At 71.3% G+C, this 16,340-nt stretch carries 15 protein-coding genes; 5 read left to right on the top strand and 10 right to left on the bottom strand.

Features of this window, described 5'->3' with window-relative positions:
• The first annotated feature begins 24 nt into the window (after positions 1 to 24).
• Positions 25 to 1,098: a MupA/Atu3671 family FMN-dependent luciferase-like monooxygenase gene (locus J5X86_RS04155; RefSeq protein ID WP_208515399.1), complete on the top strand. Its 1,074-nt coding sequence runs from the start codon at positions 25 to 27 to the stop codon at positions 1,096 to 1,098.
• A 97-nt stretch (positions 1,099 to 1,195) separates the two neighbouring features.
• Here the strand turns inward: J5X86_RS04155 and J5X86_RS04150 are convergent, their stop codons facing one another.
• The 3 genes from J5X86_RS04150 to J5X86_RS04140 are packed head-to-tail and all read right to left on the bottom strand — an operon-like array spanning position 1,196 to position 4,233.
• Complete coding sequence (locus J5X86_RS04150) at positions 1,196 to 1,990, bottom strand: ABC transporter permease (RefSeq protein ID WP_208515398.1); 795 nt, start codon at positions 1,988 to 1,990, stop codon at positions 1,196 to 1,198.
• Positions 1,987 to 2,961 carry an ATP-binding cassette domain-containing protein gene (locus J5X86_RS04145; protein ID WP_208515397.1) on the bottom strand — a complete coding sequence of 325 codons (975 nt, stop codon included), beginning with the start codon at positions 2,959 to 2,961 and terminating at the stop codon, positions 1,987 to 1,989. Before J5X86_RS04145 ends, J5X86_RS04150 begins: the two co-directional genes overlap by 4 nt.
• A 45-nt stretch (positions 2,962 to 3,006) precedes the next feature.
• Positions 3,007 to 4,233, bottom strand: coding sequence for a cytochrome P450 (locus J5X86_RS04140; protein WP_208515396.1), 1,227 nt, complete (start codon positions 4,231 to 4,233; stop codon positions 3,007 to 3,009).
• Between the two features lie 325 nt (positions 4,234 to 4,558).
• Here J5X86_RS04140 and J5X86_RS04135 point away from each other — a divergent pair, with 325 nt between their 5' ends.
• From J5X86_RS04135 to J5X86_RS04120, 4 genes are all read left to right on the top strand, one after another.
• A complete protein-coding gene (locus tag J5X86_RS04135; RefSeq protein ID WP_208515395.1) occupies positions 4,559 to 5,170 on the top strand; it encodes a hypothetical protein in 612 nt (203 codons plus the stop codon).
• A gap of 261 nt (positions 5,171 to 5,431) precedes the next feature.
• Positions 5,432 to 6,463, top strand: a complete 1,032-nt coding sequence (gene hppD, locus J5X86_RS04130) for a 4-hydroxyphenylpyruvate dioxygenase (protein WP_308124440.1) — start codon at positions 5,432 to 5,434, stop codon at positions 6,461 to 6,463.
• Positions 6,460 to 8,952: an aminotransferase class I/II-fold pyridoxal phosphate-dependent enzyme gene (locus J5X86_RS04125; protein ID WP_208515393.1), complete on the top strand. Its 2,493-nt coding sequence runs from the start codon at positions 6,460 to 6,462 to the stop codon at positions 8,950 to 8,952. The genes hppD and J5X86_RS04125 overlap by 4 nt, the downstream gene beginning before the upstream one ends.
• Positions 8,949 to 10,058, top strand: a complete 1,110-nt coding sequence (locus tag J5X86_RS04120) for a prephenate dehydrogenase (RefSeq protein ID WP_208515392.1) — start codon at positions 8,949 to 8,951, stop codon at positions 10,056 to 10,058. Before J5X86_RS04125 ends, J5X86_RS04120 begins: the two co-directional genes overlap by 4 nt.
• A gap of 106 nt (positions 10,059 to 10,164) precedes the next feature.
• On the opposite strand, the gene J5X86_RS04115 is transcribed toward J5X86_RS04120, so the two are convergent.
• The 7 genes from J5X86_RS04115 to J5X86_RS04085 all read right to left on the bottom strand — a co-directional run bounded on the left by J5X86_RS04115 (position 10,165) and on the right by J5X86_RS04085 (position 16,311).
• On the bottom strand, positions 10,165 to 12,252 hold the full coding sequence (locus tag J5X86_RS04115) for an AarF/ABC1/UbiB kinase family protein (protein WP_208515391.1): 2,088 nt from the start codon (positions 12,250 to 12,252) through the stop codon (positions 10,165 to 10,167).
• Positions 12,253 to 12,414: 162 nt separating this feature from the next.
• A complete protein-coding gene (locus J5X86_RS04110) occupies positions 12,415 to 12,621 on the bottom strand; it encodes an MbtH family protein (protein ID WP_014061551.1) in 207 nt (68 codons plus the stop codon).
• 79 nt (positions 12,622 to 12,700) lie between these two features.
• Positions 12,701 to 13,414 (bottom strand): 2-hydroxychromene-2-carboxylate isomerase, encoded by a 714-nt coding sequence (locus J5X86_RS04105; protein ID WP_208515390.1) that lies wholly within the window; start codon positions 13,412 to 13,414, stop codon positions 12,701 to 12,703.
• Between the two features lie 26 nt (positions 13,415 to 13,440).
• The gene (gene fabG / locus J5X86_RS04100; protein WP_208515389.1) at positions 13,441 to 14,187 is read right to left on the bottom strand and encodes a 3-oxoacyl-[acyl-carrier-protein] reductase; all 747 of its coding nucleotides are present in this window, start codon (positions 14,185 to 14,187) and stop codon (positions 13,441 to 13,443) included.
• Between the two features lie 56 nt (positions 14,188 to 14,243).
• On the bottom strand, positions 14,244 to 14,744 hold the full coding sequence (locus J5X86_RS04095) for a 3-hydroxyacyl-ACP dehydratase FabZ family protein (RefSeq protein WP_208515388.1): 501 nt from the start codon (positions 14,742 to 14,744) through the stop codon (positions 14,244 to 14,246).
• Entirely contained in the window at positions 14,744 to 15,187 is a 444-nt protein-coding gene (locus tag J5X86_RS04090; RefSeq protein WP_243979235.1) for a 3-hydroxyacyl-ACP dehydratase FabZ family protein, read from the bottom strand. The genes J5X86_RS04095 and J5X86_RS04090 overlap by 1 nt, the downstream gene beginning before the upstream one ends.
• Positions 15,184 to 16,311: a beta-ketoacyl synthase N-terminal-like domain-containing protein gene (locus tag J5X86_RS04085; RefSeq protein ID WP_208515387.1), complete on the bottom strand. Its 1,128-nt coding sequence runs from the start codon at positions 16,309 to 16,311 to the stop codon at positions 15,184 to 15,186. The genes J5X86_RS04090 and J5X86_RS04085 overlap by 4 nt, the downstream gene beginning before the upstream one ends.
• Positions 16,312 to 16,340 lie beyond the last annotated feature (29 nt).

Raw genomic sequence — 16,340 nt, 5'->3', positions numbered from 1 at the left:
TTTCTTTCGCTTTCCGGAGGACTCATGGATTTCAGTCTGTTCTACTTCGCCAACAACGATGCCGAGGAGCGCGACCGCTACCGGCTGCTGCTGGACGGCGCCCGGTTCGCCGATGACAACGGCTTCACCGCGGTGTGGACCCCCGAACGCCACTTCCATCCGTTCGGCGGGCTCTACCCGAACCCCTCGGTGACGGGCGCCGCGGTGGCGGCGGTCACCAAACGGGTCGCGGTGCGCGCCGGAAGCGTCGTGGCGCCGCTGCACCATCCGATGCGGATCGCCGAGGAGTGGTCGGTCGTCGACAACCTGTCGGGCGGCCGGGCCGGGGTGGCACTCGCCTCGGGCTGGCACGCCGCGGACTTCGCGCTCCGCCCGGAGAACTACGAGACCCGCAAGTCCGGGCTGATGGAGACGGTCGACACCATCCGCCGGCTCTGGAGGCGGGAGAGCGTGTCCCTGACCGACGGGGCGGGCGAGACGGTGGAGCTGACCATGTTCCCGCCGCCCGTCCAGCCCGCGCTGCCGATGTGGCTGACCAGCGGCGGCACCCCGGCGACGTTCACCCTGGCCGGTGAGAACGGGATGGGGATGCTCACCCATCTGCTCGGCCAGGAGGTCGACGTCCTCGCGCAGCGCATCGCCGAGTACCGCCGGGCGTACCGGGAGCACCAGCCCGCCTCGGCCGGGCAGGGGCATGTGGCCGTGATGGTGCACACCTTCGTCGGCACCGACCGCGACACCGTGCGGGAGACCGTGCGCGAGCCGTTCTCCCGCTATCTGGCCAGCTCCTTCGACCTGCTGATCAAGGCGGCCGAGGCGGCGGGCGCCCAGGGCGCGGACATGTCCCGGGAGCTGAAGAGCATGGGCCCGGAGGACCGTCAGTTCCTGGTGGCCCAGGCATTCGACCGGTACTTCGAGACGAGCGGGATGTTCGGAACGGTCGAGGACTGCATGGCGATGCTCAAGCAGCTCGAGGACGCGGGGGTGGACGAGGTCGCCTGTCTGGTGGACTTCGGTGTGGCGACCGATGTGGTGGTCGGCGGCTTCGAGCACCTGGCCCGCCTCCATGACACCTGGCGTGCGCATCTGGGGAGCTGACCCGGCGGCGCTCCCCCGGCGGGGCAGGCTGAAGCCCGGACGACCGAGAGCGGTCGTCCGGGCTTCGGCTTCGGCCTGGGCGTCTTACGGCCGCGGCTCAGCGCGCGGCGGCCCGCTCGTAGGCCCGGTTGGCCAGCGGGATCACGACGATCAGCAGGGCCACCACCATGATCAGCGAGGCCATCACCGGATGCCGCAGCGGGAACGCCGGATCGGCGCCGTTCCCCGTGGGGTTGCCCCACAGCTCACGCATCCCGGTGGTCAGGGTGGTCACCGGGTTCCACTCGGCCACCGGACGCACCCAGCCCGGCAGGTTCTGGGCCGGGTAGAAGGTCGCCGAAAGGAAGGTGAGCGGCATGGTGATCACCATGGCCACCGAGTTGACCGCCTGGGGATCGCGCAGCAGCAGCCCGATGAGCGCGCCGAGCCACGCCGTGGCGTAACCGAGCAGCAGCAACAGCCCGAAGCCCGCGAGGGCCTTGAGCGGTCCGCCGTGGATGCGCCAGCCGATGAGCAGGCCGACGGAGAGCATCGCGGTACAGGAGATCGCGTTGAGCAGCACATCGGAGAGGGTCCGGCCGAGCAGCACCGAGCCCCTGCTCATCGGCAGCGAACGGAACCGGTCCACCAGGCCGTTGGAGAGGTCCTCGGCCACCCCCACCCCGGTGTTGATGACGCCGGCCAGCATCATCTGGGTGAAGATGCCCGCCATGATGTACTCGTGGTAGTCGCCCTCCGGCACGCTCATCGAACTGCCGAAGAGATAGCCGAAGAGGAACACGAACATGATCGGCATCAGGGTGATGCTGAGGATCCGCTGCGGTGCCCGCTTCAGGTGCCGTATGTGGCGGCCCGCCAGGGCGAACGCGTCGCTCAGGACATAGGTGCTCATCGGCTCGTCGCCTCCAGTTCGGCCTCGGGTCCGGCTCCGGTCAGCTCCAGGAACACGTCGTCCAGCGAGGGGCGCCGTACGAGGAAGTCGACCACCTCCACCGAGGCCCCCTGGAGCTCCGACGCCGCCGCGGAGACACCGGCGATACCGGTCTCCAGCGCGATCGACACCCGCATCCCGCTCTCGTCGACGACCGGCGGGGCGGAGCCCCGTGCGGAGATCCGGGCCAGCGCGACCCGGGCGGCCTCCACCATCTCGGTGGTCCGTACGGTGATCTCCAGCCGCTCGCCGCCGACCTTCTTCTTCAGCTCGTCGGGCGTGCCCTCCGCCGCCACCAGCCCCTTGTCGATCAGCGCGATGCGGTGGGAGAGCTGGTCGGCCTCCTCCAGGTACTGGGTGGTCAGCAGCACGGTGACCCCTGCGGCGACCTGCTTGCGCACCATGTCCCACAGCGCGTTCCTGCTGACCGGGTCAAGACCCGTGGACGGCTCGTCCAGGAAGATCACCGGCGGGCTCCCGGTCAGGCTGGCGCCCAGGTCCAGCCTGCGGCGCATACCGCCCGAGTAGGTCTTGACGACCCGGTCGGCGGCATCGGTGAGGTCGAACATCTCCAGCACCTCATCGGCGCGGGAACGGGCCCGCTTGCGGCCCATGTGCAGCAGGGTGCCCATGAGCACCAGGTTCTCGCGCCCGGTCAACTCACCGTCCAGCGCGGCGTACTGACCCGTCAGCCCGATGCTGCGGCGCACCTCGTGGGCCTGGGTCAGCACGTCGTAGCCCGCCACCGTCGCGGTGCCCTCATCGGGCTTGATCAACGTCGCCAGCGTGCGCACCGTGGTCGTCTTGCCGGCGCCGTTGGGGCCCAGGAGCCCGTAGACCGTGCCGGCCTCGACGGACAGATCGATGCCGCCCAGCACCTCGTTGTCGCCGTAGCGCTTCCGCAGACCAGCCGCGGAGATTGCGATATCCATCAGACTCCTCTTCATCGGCCGGTATGCCGGTCCGGTCCGTCTCGCTCAGCCGAGCCGGACGGGCAGTGACTCCAGCCCCCGGGTCAGGTTCATCTCGCGGCGCAACTCCGTCGGCGCCACGGCCAGTTCGATCCGCGCGAAGCGGTCCAGGAGCGCGCCGACGGCGATCTCGGTCTGCAGCCGTGCGAGAGGCGCGCCCATGCAGTGGTGGATGCCATGGCCGAAGGCCAGATGCCCGCCGGCCTCCCGGCGGATGTCGAACCGCTCGGGATCCTCGAAGCGTTCGGGGTCGTGGTTGGCCGCGCCGAGCGAGACGATGACGAACTCGTCGGCCGGGACGGCGACTCCGGCGATCTCCATCGGTTCCGTGGTCACCGAGAGCGTGTTCAGGTGCAGCGAGTTGTCGTAGCGGCAGAACTCCTCGACCGCGCCCCGCAGCAGCGACCGGTCCGCGCGCAGGGCGGCGAGCTGGTCGGGGTGGCGCAGCAGCGCCAGCATCCCGTTGCCGATCAGATGCGCGGTCGTCTCGTATCCGGCCACCAGGAGCTGGAAGACCATCGACACCAGCTCGTTCTCGCTGAGCCGGTCCTCGTTGTCCCGCGCCTGGATCAGCCCGCTGATCAGGTCGTCGGCCGGGGCGGCCCGCTTGGCGGCGATCAGCCCGGTGAGGTACTCCGCCATCTCGTCGGCGATGCGGTGCATCTCCTGCGGCTGGACGGCCACGGTCAGCGCGTTGGACCACGCCCCGAAGGCGGCCTGGTCGGCCTCGGGCACGCCGATCATCTCGGAGATCACGGTGAGCGGCAGCGGGAAGGCGAACACCTTCAGCAGATCCACCTCGCCCTGCCCGGCGATGTCCTCGATCAGGGCACCGACCGTGTGCTCGATCCGCGGCCGCAGCGCCTGGATCTGCCGTGCGGTGAACGCCTTGGCCACCAGCTTGCGCAGCCGGGTGTGGTGGGGCGGGTCCATGCCCAGCATGTGCTCCACCAGCATCCGCTGTCCGGGCGACTTCGCGGCGGGCTGCTCGACGGGGTCGATGCCCGCGTGCTTGGCGGCCAGCCGGGCACAGCGCTCGGGGTCCTTGTGCAGTTTCGGATCGGTCAGCGCGGCGCGCGCCGCCTCATGGCGGAGCACCAGCCACATCGGTGCCCCGCCGAGCACGACCCGCGCCACCGGGGTCCGCTCGCGGAGCCGGGCGTACACCGGGTACGGGTCGCGGATGAAGTCCTCACCCAGCACCTCCGGCGTCCGGCTGGTCTCCTCGGCCATTTGTCCGGTCCTCTCGGTCGGCCCGTGCCGCATGTCGCGGACGCAGGGTGGGTGAACGATGTCTCCGACCCGTTGATAGCAGTGTTTTCCGCGCTTCCCCGGCGCACTTCGAGGATTTCTATCGAGCTCCCTCGGAGGGCGTTCGAAAGTCGTTCATCCACTCCTCGGCGGTCATCCGGACGGAGGAGGGAGCGAAGGGGCGCTCCACCCGACGGCGTGTGGGTTTGCCTCCGCGGGAGGAGTCGGACGCGGGGTGCCCCATGCCATGATCCTGGCAGCGATCCGGCAACGGACGCATGTTTCCCGGTGTTTACTGGAGGGCCCCGTGTCCGGAATCCTGACCGCCGTTTCCCGTGGCTATCGAAAGCTGCACGGCACTCCCGCCGAAGGGGTGCCCCTCTGGGCCCGGCGTGCGGCCTTTCTGATCCCGTTGGTCGTGCTGCCCTCGGGGCTGTGGCGCATCGCCCAGGTCACCTTCGGTGTTCCGCTCACCAAGAACGTGGACATCGGCCGGGGACAGTTGCCGGGCTGGCTGCCGCTGGAGATCTACGTCGTCATCCTGTCCATCATCGCCGAGGGGCTGGCCTTCCTCGCCGTGGGGCTGGTCACCACCTGGGGCGAGGTGTGGCCACGCTGGGTTCCCTTCCTCGCCGGGAAACGCGTACGGCCGCTGTCCGCGATCATTCCCGCCGCGCTCGGGGCGGTGGCCCTCACCGTCACCTGGACCATGACCCTGGTCCTCTCACTGCGGGGGCGCGCCCTGGACGGCCGCGAGTTCGGGGGCGGCGGCTGGCGCGGATCGCTCATCCATGACGTCGGCGAACTCGGCTGGCGGGCCTGGGTGTTCGTCAGCGCCTATCTGCCGCTGCTCGCCTGGGGGCCGCTGCTGGCCGCGGTCACCTACGCATACGCGGTGCGCCGCAAAGCGTTCAAATGAAGAGAATCGAATAAGCCGTTGCCAGGGTCCGCCGACCGCCTTCACGATCACCGCCGACCGCCCGAAAAGAGGCGATTGACGCGGTCGGCGGACCTTCTTGGCGGTACCCCCTCCGTCGCCTTCCGCATAAATGCCGCACCCGTCTCTTTCCGGCTATAGAAGAATTCTTGGCGGCCCATGGCACCGCTCCCCCGTGCCGGTAGCGTGCGATTCCACGAGTTGCACACACGTGTGGCGAGGCAATCGTCGGATGGGGACATCGTGACCGCGTATGACGTCGAGTACATCGAGATCTACACCAGCGATCAGCGGAAAACCACGGACTATTTCGTGTCCAGCATGGGTTTCCAGGAAAAGGCCCGGTGCCGGACCGGCGCGCTGGATTCGATACTCCTCCGCCAGAAGGACATCCAGCTCCTCATCACCTCGGGACCGGGCACGGCCGACTTCCTGGCCGCGCACGGTGACGGCATCGCCGACATCGCCTTCGCCTGCGAGGACCCGCTCGCGGCCCGGGAAGGCGCCCTGGCCGCCGGCGCCCGCGATCTGACCTCCGGCAACCCGGCCGGTCCCGCCGTCTCCGGCTTCGGCGCCGTCCGCCACACCCTCCTCAAGCGCACCGCGGGCCAGCCGCACGCGCTGCCCCCGGGCCGGGACTGGATCTCCTCGCCGGAGCGCGCCGCCCAGGACGGCACCACGACCGAACTCCGGCTGCTCGACCACATCGCGGTCTGCCTGGACGCCGGCACCCTGCGCGACACGGTCCGCTACTACATCGACGGATTCGGCTTCGAGGAGTACTCCAGCGAATACGTCGCCGTCGGCGAGCAGGCCATGGACTCCATCGTGGTGCGCAGCCCCTCGGCCGGGATCACCTTCACCATCATCGAGCCCGACAGCACCAAGAAGCCGGGCCAGATCGACGAATTCCTGGAGCGCAACGGCGGCCCGGGGGTGCAGCACCTGGCGTTCCTCGTGGACGAGATCATCCCGGCCGTTCTCGAATTCGAGAGCCGGGGCATCGAGTTCCTGCAGACGCCCGGCACCTACTACGACGCCCTCGCCGAGCGGATCGACAACCTCGACGAGGCGATCGCCGATCTGCGCAAGACCAATGTGCTCGCCGACCGCGACGAGTGGGGCTACCTGCTGCAGCTCTTCACCCGCTCGCCCTACGAGCGGCGCACCCTGTTCTTCGAACTCATCCAGCGCCACGGGGCCCAGGGCTTCGGAAGCTCCAACATCCGCGCGCTGTACGAGGCCGTCGAGCGCGCCCGGGCGGCCACCTCGTGACCGGCCGCACGGCCCCCTCCGGCGGCTCCCGGCCGCCGCTGTCCCTCGAGGAGTACGCCGAGCGGGCGCGCACCCGACTGGACCCGGCGGTCTGGGACTTCATCGAGGGCGGGGCCGGGGAGGAGCGGACGCTCGCCGCCAACCTGGCGGCGTTCGACCGCACCCGGCTGAGTCCCCGGGTGCTGACCGGGGCGGGTGAGTGCGACCCGTCCACCACGGTCCTGGGGCGCCGGTGGGGGGCGCCGGTGGGCGTGGCGCCCATGGCCTACCACACGCTCATGCACCCCGACGGCGAGACGGCCACCGCGCGGGCCGCGGGCGCGGCCGGCCTCCCGCTCGTGGTGAGCACCTTCGCCGGGCGGACCTTCGCGGAGATCGCCGCGGCCGCCACCTCGCCCCTGTGGCTCCAGGTCTACTGCTTCCGCGACCGCGACACGACCCGGCGGCTCATCGAGCACGCGGCGGCCGCGGGCTTCGAGGCCCTGGTCCTGACCGTCGACACCCCGCGGCTCGGCCGCCGGCTGCGCGACCTGCGCAACGACTTCCGGCTGCCGCCGCATATCGTGCCCGCCAACCTGCCCGCGGGCCAGGCCGATTACTCGTCCCCGTCCGAGCACGGCCGCACCGGCCTCGACCCCTCGCTCGACTGGTCGGTCATCGCCTGGCTGCGCTCGGTCGGCCAACTGCCCGTACTGGTCAAGGGCGTCATGACCGCCGAGGACGCCCGACGCGCGATCGACGCCGGCGCGGACGGCATCGTGGTCTCCAACCACGGCGGACGGCAGCTCGACGGGGCGCCGGCCACCCTGGACGTGCTCGCCCGGATCGCCGCCGCCGTGGACGGCCGCTGCCCACTGCTTCTGGACGGCGGCGTCCGCCGCGGCCGGGACGTCCTCGGCGCTCTCGCCCTGGGAGCGGACGCCGTGCTGCTGGGCCGCCCGGTGCTGCACGGCCTGGCCGTGGCGGGCCGGGACGGCGCGGCGGGCGTCCTGGACCTGGTCCTCGACGAGCTGTCGGAGGCCATGACGCTGACCGGCACCGCCACCGTCGCCGACGCGGACGCCTCGCTGCTGACCGGGGAGGAGGACACCTCCCCGGCGCGCCACCGCCCGTCCGGCGCGGCACCGCGGCGCGACCGGCCGCACCCGCCGGAGCCGGCGCCGGGGCTGCGCAAGCAGGACCTGCACCGCAGCGTGTCCGACCCGGTGCTGGACACCATGAACTTCCTGAACGAGATCACCGGCCGCTTCCCGGACGTGGTCTCCTTCGCCCCCGGAAGGCCGTACGAGGAGTTCTTCGACAAGGACGAGATCCTCGATCACATCCGCCGCTACCTGGACCACCTGGCCGCGGGCGGCGCCTCGGACCACGCCATCCGCACCGCGCTGTACCAGTACGGCCCGACCGCGGGCCAGATCCGCGGACTGATCTGCGACTCGCTCCGCGCCGACGAGGGCATCGACGCCTCGCCGGAGGCGATCGTGGTGACGGTGGGCGCCCAGGAGGGGATGCTGCTGACCCTGCGCGCGCTCTTCGCGGACCCCTCGGACGTGCTGCTGGTCGCCAGCCCCTGCTACGTGGGCATCACCGGAGCCGCCAGTCTGCTGCAGGTGCCCGTGCACCCCGTCGAGGAGCGGGCCGACGGGCTGGACGTGGCCGATGTCGAGGCCGCCGTCCTCGCCGAGCGGGCCCGGGGCCGCCGCCCGCGCGCCTTCTACGTGGTGCCGGACCATTCGAACCCCTCGGGCAACACCATGTCCCGGCGCGCCCGCGAGGAGCTGCTGGAACTGGCCGCCCGGCACGATCTGCTCATCCTCGAGGACAGCCCGTACCGGCTGGTCAGCCCCGGCGTCCAGCTCCCCACCCTGAAGTCGATGGACCAGGCGCGGCGGGTGATCCACCTCGGGTCGTACTCGAAGTCGGTCTTCCCCAGCGCCCGTGTCGGATTCGTCGTCGCGGACCAGCCCGTGCGGGACCCGTCGGGGGCCGAAACACTGCTCGCCGACGAACTCGCCAAGATCAAGAGCATGGTGACGGTGAACACCCCGGCGCTGAGCCAGGCGGCCGTCGCCGGTGCCCTGCTGGCCTGCGGCGGCCGGCTCACCGAACGCAACGCGGTGCCCGCCAAGCACTACGGCGAGGCGCTCCGCGTCACCCTGGAGCAACTGGACCGCCACTTCCCCGAAGACGTCCGCGACCGGCTCGGCATCGCCTGGAACCGGCCCAGCGGCGGCTTCTTCCTCACCGTCCGGGTGCCGTTCCCCGCCGACAACGCCGCGCTGCTGCGCTCGGCCGGGGACCACGGCGTCATCTGGACGCCGATGGCCTACTTCTACCCGGGCCCCGGCGGCGAGCGGTCGATCCGGCTCTCCTTCAGCTATCTGAGCCCCGCGGAGATCGAGGAGGGCATCGGGCGGTTCGCCGCCTTCCTCCGGGCGGAGATCGAGCGCTCCGGCGCCACCGGACCCACACCGGGACGTGACACATGAGAACCGCCGTCGTCGTCGGAACCGGGCTGATCGGGACGTCCATCGCCCTCGCCCTGAGCCGCCGGGGCGTCCTGGTGTACCTGGACGACGCCGACACCACGGCCGCCAGGACCGCCGAGGCCCTGGGGGCCGGTTCGCTGGAGATGCCCGCCGGGCAGGTGGACCTCGCCGTCCTGGCGGTGCCGCCCGCGAGCATCGGCACCGTGCTCGCCCGCTGTCAGCGGGACGGGCTGGCGCACACCTACACCGATGTGGCCAGCGTGAAGGTGCGGCCGCACGAGGAGGTCCGCGCGGCCGGCGGCGATCCGTCCCGCTACATCGGCGGACATCCGCTGGCCGGCGCCGAGCGCTCCGGTCCGCTCGCGGCCCGCGCCGACCTCTTCGAGGGCCGCCCCTGGGTGCTGACCCCCTCGCCCTTCACCGATCGCTCGGCGCTCAACCGGGGGCTGGAGCTGGTCTCGTTGTGCGGTGGCGTCCCCGTCCTGATGGACACCGACGCCCACGACCGGGCCGTCGCCCTGACCTCGCACGCCCCGCATCTGGTCGCCTCGATGATGGCGGCCCGGCTGGAGCACGCCGAGGCCGAGCACATCCGGGTGTCGGGACAGGGGCTGCGGGACGTCACCCGCATCGCGGCGGGCGAACCCGCCCTGTGGAGCGACATCCTGACCGCGAACGCCGACGCGGTCGCCGACGTCCTCGACGGCTTCGCCAAGGACCTGGAGCGACTGATCGCCGTCCTGCGGGCGCTGCCCGGCACGGAGTCCGAGGCGCGCCGGCAGGCCGCCGCCGATCTCCAGGAGCTGCTGCGGCGCGGCAACCGGGGCCACGCCCGGGTACCGCACAAACAGCGTTCGCAGCCCGCCGAGTACGTGGCGATCCCGGTGGCCGTCCCGGACCAGCCAGGAGCGCTGGCCCGGCTGTTCTCCACCGTCGGCGAGGCCGGGGTCAACATCGAGGACGTGCGCATCGAGCACTCCCTCGACCAGCCGAGCGGCCTGGTCGAACTGCTCGTGGAGTCGACCTCCGTCGCGGGCGTACGGCGGGTGCTGGACGCCAACGGCTGGACCATGCGGGAAAAGCCACTGCTGGTCGGCGACGCCTGAGGAATCCGGACCGGCTCCGCCCAGGAGCCGGTCCACGGGTGTGCGCAACGGGTGTCTTGTACCGCCCCGGCCGGGGTTCGCCCCGGCCCCGGGCGCGCCCCGGGCGCTAGAACGTGTCGTGGCTGTTGGGCCGGCGTATCGCCGTGTAGAGGGCGCGCAGCATGAGGATCGCGCTGACCGCGAGCACCTGATAGCCGAGCAGCGGGAACAGCTCCACCTCCGCGGTGACCCGGGGCCCGCGCCCGGTGCCGAACACCACCAGGACCACCCCCATCAGCCCCGTGCAGGCCGCCAGCAGCGTGACCGTCAACTGGTGGATCAGCCCGGAGACGAAGCGCCGCTCCCGCTCGTCGGCGAGCACCCGCACCCGGACCGTGAACCGCCCCTCCTCCAGCGACGCGCCGATCCGCTCCGCCCTCCGGGGCAGCCGCCGCAGCATCGGCAGCGCGGACAGGAACTCATGGACAGCGCCCCGCGCCAGGGACGAGAACCCGGACGATATCCCGTCCTCCTCCTCGCTCCCCGTGCCCGTGGCGCGGAACCGCAGCCGGGCGGTGAGGAGGTCCACGGCGATCGCCCGGGCCTCGTCGATCATGTTGAAGTCGGGGCTGACCCGGCCCAGGGTGCCCTCGATGGTCGCCAGGGCCCGGAAGACGGCGGCCACCTCCGGCGGCACGGCGAGTCCGAACCGGGCGAGCAGCTGGAACAGCGCGGTGAACATCTCGGTGTCCGGCCGCGCCCCCACCCCCAGGTGCTGGGCCATGAACTGCCCCAGCTCGCGCTCCAGCAGCAGCGAGTTGAGCATGAGGTCCTCGCTCCTGGTGGCCCGCGTGCCGAGCAGGGCCATCAGCGCGTCGTGCAGACCGGCCCGGTCGCCGCGGTCGACGGCCACCAGCATCTCCTGCAGGGCGTGGCGTACGGTCGGGTCGATACGGCCCACCGAGCCGAAGTCGAGCAGGCCGATCCGCCCGTCGTCGAGCAGCAGCACATTGCCCGGATGCGGATCGGCGTGGAACACCCCCGCCCGCAGAATCTGGTGGAGCATGGCGGCGAAGGCGGTCCGGGCTATCTGGCGGCGGTCCAGCCCCTTGCGGTCCGCGACGGCCGCCGCCCGGTCGAAGGTGACCCCCTCCAGCCACTCCTGGACCAGCACCCTGGCCGTGGTGAACTCCTCGTACACCCGGGGCACCCGCACCTGGGCGTCCGCCTCGTACCCGTCGCAGGACGCCGCCACCACCGCGGCGTTGTTGGCCTCGATCCGGAAGTCCAGCTCCTCCCGCACCGACTTGGAGAAGCCGTCGCCCAGATCCCGCAGCCCCATGGCGTGGGAGGACCGGGACCGCTGTTGGAGGCTGCGGGTGATCGCGACGACGATGTCCAGGTCGCGCTCGACCCGCTCGCGGATCCCCGGGCGCTGGACCTTGACCACGACCACCGGGCCACCGGTCAGCTTGGCGCGGTGGACCTGGGCGATGGAGGCGGCGGCGAGCGGGATCTGCTCGATCCACTCGAAGGCGTCGTCCACCGGCCTGCCCAGCTCCTCGCGCAGCAGCGCCGCCACGTCCCCCCACGGCGCGGGCGGCACATCGCTCTGCAGCCGGCTGAGTTCGTCGATGAAGTGCGGGGGCAGCAGATCGCGCCGGGTGGACAGCAGCTGGCCCAGTTTGATGAAGGCCCCGCCGCACTCCTCCAGCGCCAGCCGCAGCCCCCTGGCCATCCGCTCGCCGAACTCGCCGGGCCGCAGGGCCCGTTCCAGACTGTGCCGGCTGCGCAGCGGACGGCTCAGGCCGTGGCGCATGAAGATCCGGCTGATCTGCGAATAGCGGCGGGTGCGCCGCAGTCGGCTGCGCAGCGCGCGCCACAGCCGCATGGGCAGCGCCCAACTGCCGCGCGGCAGAAAGACCTCGGCCAGCACCAGGGCGGCCATCGCGGTGAGGACGGACACCCCGACCTGGACCCCGTACAGCACGCCCATGCTCTGCTGGTCGTGCATGGTCGGCTTGAAGGCGAGCATCGCGCCCAGGCCGGCCAGACCGGCACCGAGGGCGCGCAGCGGGCCCACCCGGATGCCGAGCAGCCGGCCGGAGATCGCCGAGACGCCGAAGACGAAGACGCCCAGCGACGACACCGCGATCAGCACGATCAGCAGTCCGAAGGACAGGTCGTCGATGCTGGTGGCAGCCAGCCAGGTCATGGCACGTTCCCCCGTGTGCGATGAAGAGGGTGTCAACAGTAGTCCGGATCGCCCTTCTCGGACCGTGGCTGCCCGAATGTCATGCGGCAACCTGCCGGACACACACCACGGGGCCCGACGTCAGGTTGTCGGGCCCCGTGGCACGGGAGGAGGTGGCGTGCGTCAGCCCATCGCCTCGATCAGGCTCTTGGGCCGCATGTCGGTCCAGTTCTCGTTGATGTAGTCCAGGCACGCCTGGCGGTTGTCCTGGCCGTGGACGACGGTCCAGCCCGCGGGTACCTCCGCGAAGGCCGGCCACAGCGAGTGCTGCCGCTCGTCGTTGACCAGTACGTAGTAGCTGCCGTTCTCGTCCTCGAAGGGGTTGCTCATGGCGTGATCGCCTTTCTGACAGGTCTATCGGGTCGACGAGGGTCTATGAGGTCTGTCGGTTCGTTTCGCGTACGTCCGGTCAGCCGCAGCCGCCGGCGTGCCCGGCGTCACCGGCCGGGACGAGCTGGGCGGGCTCGATCCCGCGGTCGTTCTCCCGCTGTTCGATGACGACGGTCCGGGTCTTGGCACGGACGCTCGCGACAAACCCCGAGAGCCGGTCCAGCCCCCAGAACTTGTCGTGCCGGTGGATGAAGAACGGCACTCCGAACACTCCGTCGCGGTCCACCGCCCGCAGCGCGTCGATGCCCCGCCGGCGGATCTGCGGATCGTCGGCCGCACCGGCCAACGCGTCGGGGTCCAGGCCCAGTTCATGGCCGATCGCGGCCATGGTGGCGCGTTCGGAGATGTCGATGCCGTTCTCCCAGCGGGCCCGGTACACGGCGTCGATGAAGTCCCGCCCGCGGCCGGCGTCCTCGGCGACCAGATAGGCGAGATGGGAGACGTCCCAGTTGGGAGCGGTGTCGATGGGCCAGACCATCCGCAGACCACGCTCGATGGCCGCCCGCTTGACGTCCTGCAGGATGTAGAAGTGCTTCTCCTTGGACATCGCGACATAGGGAAGGTGGATCCCGGCGTCGGCCAGCAGGCCCTCGCTCACCTCGTCCGGCTCCCAGTACGGGCGCCATTCGATCGCGTCCGCCACATCGGGGGCGTTCTCGGTGAGTTCACGGTAGGCGAGCCAGGAATAGGGGCTGCGGAGTGAGAAATACCAGCGCGGTGGCTTGACGGCCAACGGAACCTCCTGGGTTCGGGGCGATGCTAGATGGTGATGCCGCCGTCGATCTGGACGACGGAGCCCGTGACATAGGCCGCACGGTCCGAGACGAGGTACGAGACGAGGTCGGCGACCTCATCGGCCCGCCCCAGCCGCCCGAGCGGCACCGACTCCAGCGCCTTGTCCTTCACCTGGCCGGTGAGCACGGACGTCATATCGGTGTCGATGAACCCCGGGGCGACGACGTTGGCGCGGATTCCGTACCGCCCGACCTCCTTGGCCAGGGCCCGGGAGAAGCCGATGATCCCGGCCTTGGAGGCCGAGTAGTTGGACTGGGTGGCGTTGCCGTGCACACCGGCGACCGAGGAGATGTTGACGATCACCCCGCTCTTGCGCTTCATCATGCCGAACACCACGGAGCGGCAGACGTGGTAGACCCCGTCGAGGTTGACGTCCAGCACGTCATGCCATTCGTCGTCCTTCATCAACAGCAGGGGATTGTCACGGGTGATCCCGGCGGCGGTCACGGCCGCGTCGATCGGACCGAGGGTCTGCTCGGTCTCGGCGACCAGCGCGCGCACCGCCTCGGCGTCACGGACGTCGAGCTTGCGGCTGAGCACCCGGGCCCCGGCCTCCGAGACCTCCTTCTCCAGCTCCAGGGCGGCCGCCTCGTTCGACTGGTAGCAGAAGGCGACATCGAAGCCGTCCCGCGCCAGACGCACCACCGTGGCCCGGCCGATTCCCCGTGAACCGCCGGTGACCAGCGCCACCCGGGATGCGTTCTCTGCCATTGGTTCTCCAAAGCGATTCGGCCGGCCGCATGGGGCCGGATGTCTGTTGCCAGGGGTCAGGCGAGGGCGGGAGCGGGGGCCGGGTCCCCGGGCCGCAGCTCCGCCGCCGGCCGGAAGGCCAGCACCGCGAGGCCGACCGTCAAAGCGGGCTCACCGGCCACCGTGGAACCGCCCTCGATGATCACGGTGTCGTCCACCACCCGGGTGATGGACGCCCGGTGTTCCAGTACGTCCCCCGGCAACACCGGCCGGTGGTACTCGACCCCGGACACGCTGCCGAAGAGCATGACCTGGCCCTCGAGCACATCGGGATCCGGCGACTCCCAGGTGGCCAGCAGCCCGGCCGACTGGCACCAGGACTCCAGCAGCAGCACCCGCGGATAGGCGTACGCCTCCGCCGGCGCGTCCGGTCCGAGCCCCTGGTACCAGGGCTCATTGCAGGTCACGGCCTTCACGGCGGTCACCCGCTCCCCCGGGACCACTTCGGTCACCCGGTCCAGCAGCAGCATCGGGAACCGGTGCGGCAGCACCTTTCTGATCTCCAACTGGCCGATCATCACGCCTCCTCGGCGGCGAAACGCAGTCTGACCTGGGCGGCGGGCCCGCGTTCGGTGGCCACCTTGGCGGCGCACTTCCACGCCCCGGACCCGCCGGTCCACACCAGGTCCACCGCCAGCCGGTCGCCCGGGAAGACCGGGCTGAGGAACCGTGTGCTCTCCACCGCCACCAGTTCCAGACCGGCCGAGCCCGGCGGAGGGGTGCGCAGACCGCTGAGGTGCACGCACTCGATCACGCAGACCCCGGGGAAGATGGGGAAGCCCGGGTAGTGCCCGGGGAAGACCGCCTCGTCCTCGCCCACCGTGACAGCCGTCGCCGCACGCACCTTGCCGCGGTCGTCGGCGGCGGCCGGACGGACGACCTCCACCCGCGCGGCGACCGGACTGCACGGCCGGGTGTCCGGCGTTCCGGCGGTCCTGGTGGTTCCGGTGGTTACGGTCATCGCGGCCCGGCCAGACGCAGCAGGGCGCAGCCGACCGCGCCGTCACGGTCGACGGAGGTCACCAGCGCCACCCGGCCGGCGGCCTCCGGGGTGGTTTCGGCGTGCACCAGCACCCCGGCGATCTGGAACGCCGCCGCCGCGGCGCCGGTGTCCCCGATGAGCGCGGCCTGGGTGAGGTGGACCAGGTCCGTCCCCTCGGCGGCCTCCGCCACGGCGGCCCGCTCCTGCTCCCCGGACGGGCCGGGCGCCTCACTGGTGGAGACCGCCCAGATCTCCTCCGGGCGCACCTCCGCACGGTCCAGCGCCCGGCGCAGACAGGCCGCCAGCGCGGGACGGACCCCGCCGTCCAGGGCGATACCCATCTCCACGGCGAGGATCTCCGCCAGCACCGGCTGCTCGGCGTCGCCCCGCGCGTCGGGGCCGCGCTGCTCCACCAGCAGCAGTCCGCAGCCCTCACCGGGCAGTTGCGCGGGCCCCTCGGTGTCCGGCTGGTGGGCGTGGCGCTCCAGCCAGGAGCGGGAGTGCGAGAACTCCTCGACCGCACCGCACAGGACGGTCCTGGCCCGGCCGAAGGTGAGCAGCCGGCGCGCGTAGTTGAGGGCGTACAGCCCCGCCGCGTGGCCACCGGCGATCGTGGTGTTCGGCCCCTTGAGCTGGTGCCAGATCGCGCTCTGCCCCGCGGCGCAGTTCATGACGGCGTTGGGAAAGCGCGCCGGGTCCACCAGATACGGCTTCTCCCCGGTGAGCGAGTCCCGGGTGAAGTCCATCTGGCTCTGCACACTGCCGGTGGTGGTGCCCAGGACGAGGGCGGCGTCCTCGCCGGTGGCCACCCACCGGTTGCGCGGCGCGTCGTCGAGCAGCCGGGCGACCGTGGTGACCGCGAGGCCGGTCACCCGGTCCATCGAGCGGACCCCCTTCTTCCCGAGCACCGTGCGCAGGTCGAAGTCGGGCACCAGACAGGCGCGGTCCCCGGCCGCCTGCCACCGCTCGTCATCGAGCGGGGCCGCCGCCGGCCGGCGCTCCCTGATCCCCTCGGTGAAGGCCGCGCGGCCGATCCCGAAGGGCGATACCGCGGACCAGGCCGTGATGACCGGTCGATTCACAAGAGCTGTGCCGCCACTCATGTCTGCTCCGTCGCTCGTCGCCGTCGTCG

It is taken from the genome of Streptomyces sp. NEAU-YJ-81 (assembly GCF_017592595.1).
In the GTDB taxonomy this organism is placed as follows: domain Bacteria; phylum Actinomycetota; class Actinomycetes; order Streptomycetales; family Streptomycetaceae; genus Streptomyces; species Streptomyces hygroscopicus_B.
The sequence above is the reverse complement of the archived record's forward strand: the minus strand, read 5'-3'. Positions and strand labels throughout refer to the sequence as shown.

What these genes read in the sequence shown, in the direction of transcription:
- J5X86_RS04155 (WP_208515399.1), top strand. Translation starts at nt 25, where the DNA reads ATGGATTTCAGTCTGTTCTACTTCGCCAACAACGATGCCGAGGAGCGC.
- J5X86_RS04150 (WP_208515398.1), bottom strand. Translation starts at nt 1,990, where the DNA reads ATGAGCACCTATGTCCTGAGCGACGCGTTCGCCCTGGCGGGCCGCCAC.
- J5X86_RS04145 (WP_208515397.1), bottom strand. Translation starts at nt 2,961, where the DNA reads ATGGATATCGCAATCTCCGCGGCTGGTCTGCGGAAGCGCTACGGCGAC.
- J5X86_RS04140 (WP_208515396.1), bottom strand. Translation starts at nt 4,233, where the DNA reads ATGGCCGAGGAGACCAGCCGGACGCCGGAGGTGCTGGGTGAGGACTTC.
- J5X86_RS04120 (WP_208515392.1), top strand. Translation starts at nt 8,949, where the DNA reads ATGAGAACCGCCGTCGTCGTCGGAACCGGGCTGATCGGGACGTCCATC.
- J5X86_RS04115 (WP_208515391.1), bottom strand. Translation starts at nt 12,252, where the DNA reads ATGACCTGGCTGGCTGCCACCAGCATCGACGACCTGTCCTTCGGACTG.
- J5X86_RS04110 (WP_014061551.1), bottom strand. Translation starts at nt 12,621, where the DNA reads ATGAGCAACCCCTTCGAGGACGAGAACGGCAGCTACTACGTACTGGTC.
- fabG (WP_208515389.1), bottom strand. Translation starts at nt 14,187, where the DNA reads ATGGCAGAGAACGCATCCCGGGTGGCGCTGGTCACCGGCGGTTCACGG.
- J5X86_RS04095 (WP_208515388.1), bottom strand. Translation starts at nt 14,744, where the DNA reads ATGATCGGCCAGTTGGAGATCAGAAAGGTGCTGCCGCACCGGTTCCCG.
- J5X86_RS04090 (WP_243979235.1), bottom strand. Translation starts at nt 15,187, where the DNA reads ATGACCGTAACCACCGGAACCACCAGGACCGCCGGAACGCCGGACACC.
- J5X86_RS04085 (WP_208515387.1), bottom strand. Translation starts at nt 16,311, where the DNA reads ATGAGTGGCGGCACAGCTCTTGTGAATCGACCGGTCATCACGGCCTGG.